Annotated in this window: 1 protein-coding gene and 1 pseudogene; one reads left to right on the top strand and one right to left on the bottom strand. The window is 46.1% G+C overall.

The genetic code is table 11. The features are described from left to right. Positions 1 to 474, top strand: a pseudogene (locus tag GMD1S_RS10205) (ribonuclease J); the annotation flags it as partial. Positions 475 to 511: 37 nt separating this feature from the next. On the opposite strand, the gene mnmG reads toward GMD1S_RS10205, so the two are convergent. After that, the coding region (mnmG, locus tag GMD1S_RS10200) for a tRNA uridine-5-carboxymethylaminomethyl(34) synthesis enzyme MnmG (protein WP_000299920.1) at positions 512 to 2,128 on the bottom strand (1,617 nt) is incomplete at its 5' end.

Below are 2,128 nucleotides of genomic sequence, written 5' to 3'. Positions count from 1 at the left end.
CTAGCGGTGGATACTGGTGTCGAGAAGGACAATATCTTTATCATGAGCAATGGTGACGTGCTTGCCCTTACTGCTAACTCAGCTCGTATCGCAGGTCATTTCAATGCCCAAGACATCTATGTCGATGGAAATCGTATCGGCGAAATCGGTGCAGCCGTCCTCAAAGACCGTAGAGATCTATCCGAAGACGGTGTCGTACTTGCAGTCGCAACTGTTGACTTCAAATCGCAGATGATTCTGTCTGGTCCAGACATCCTCAGTCGAGGCTTTGTCTACATGAGAGAGTCTGGCGACTTGATTCGTCAAAGTCAGCGCATCCTCTTCAATGCCATTCGTATCGCATTGAAAAACAAAGATGCTAGCATCCAATCTGTCAATGGTGCTATTGTCAACGCCATTCGACCATTCCTCTATGAAAATACAGAACGTGAACCGATCATCATTCCGATGATCCTCACACCAGATGAAGAATAAAGCAACAAAACAGCCCCGTCTTCGGAGCTGTTTTTCTCTATGCTTTCTTTTCTTGATTCTTAGAAATACTACGATTTTTACCTTCAAGATAGACCATCAAAATAGAAATATCTGCTGGATTTACTCCCGAAATACGGCTGGCTTGGCCGATGGTTTCTGGATTGATGAGTTTGAACTTCTGACGGGCTTCTGTTGCGATCGAGTCAATGTCATCCCAGTCGATATTGGCTGGAATGCGTTTTTCTTCCATGCGTTTCATCTTGGCAACCTGATCCATGGCTTTGGAAATATAACCCTCGTACTTGATCTCTGTTTCAATCAATTCAATGACCTTGTCATCCAAGTCCTCTGCAGCTGGTCCGATAAAGGCCACCACATCTTGGTAAGAGACTTCTGGACGGCGAAGGAATTCCTTGGCTGTCACTGCATCTGTCAGCGGCTTGAATCCCATCGCTTCAACCTTAGCGTTCGTTTCCTTGACTGGCTTGAGTTTGATGCTGTCTAGGCGTTTCATCTCATTGTCAAATTGATTTTTCTTAATCTCAAAACGGGCCCAGCGTTCATCATCAACGAGACCAATCTCACGACCCATCTCAGTCAAACGCATATCAGCATTGTCATGACGGAGGATGAGACGGTATTCAGCACGACTGGTCAAGAGACGATAGGGTTCAATAGTTCCCTTGGTCACCAAGTCGTCAATCATGACCCCGATATAGCCGTCACTGCGCTTCAAAATCAATTCAGGCTTGCCTTGGATTTTTAGAGCCGCATTGATACCAGCGATAATCCCTTGGCCAGCAGCTTCTTCGTAACCTGACGTTCCATTTGTCTGACCAGCAGTAAAGAGTCCTGAGATTTTCTTGGTTTCCAAAGTCGCACGCAACTGGTGTGGCAAGACCATGTCGTACTCAATGGCATAACCTGTTCGCATCATCTCTGCATTTTCCAGACCTTTGATAGAATGAACCAAGTCACGCTGTACATCCTCTGGCAGACTGGTTGATAGACCTTGAACATAAACTTCCTCTGTATTGCGCCCTTCTGGCTCAAGGAAAAGTTGGTGGCGTTCCTTGTCCGCAAAGCGCACAATCTTGTCCTCAATTGACGGACAGTAACGAGGTCCCACTCCCTTGACCACACCTGTAAACATAGGCGCACGATGGAGGTTATTTTGGATAATTTCATGACTGGTACCATTGGTATAGGTCAACCAGCATGGCACTTGATCCTTGACATAGTCCTCATCACGTGAAGTATATGAGAAGTGATTTGGTGCTTCATCTCCTGGCTGAATCTCTGTCACATCGTAGTTGATAGAGGAAGCCTTGACACGTGGAGGGGTTCCTGTCTTGAAACGACCGATTTCGAGGCCCAATTCCTTGAGATTATCAGCTAGGTTAATAGAAGCAAGACTGTGATTAGGACCTGATGAGTACTTGAGGTCTCCGATGATGATTTCCCCACGGAGGGCTGTTCCTGTGGTTACAATAACCGCTTTTGCTCCATACTCTTGATGGGTAGCTGTACGCACACCGACAACCTTGCCATCTTCCACCAAAATTTCATCAATCATGGTTTGACGAAGGGTGAGATTTTCTTGATTTTCAACTGTCTTGCGCATCTCCTTAGAGTAAAGCTCCTTGTCAGCCTG

This window comes from Streptococcus sp. GMD1S (assembly GCF_000296875.1).
Classification (GTDB): Bacteria; Bacillota; Bacilli; order Lactobacillales; family Streptococcaceae; genus Streptococcus.
The sequence above is the reverse complement of the archived record's forward strand: the minus strand, read 5'-3'. Positions and strand labels throughout refer to the sequence as shown.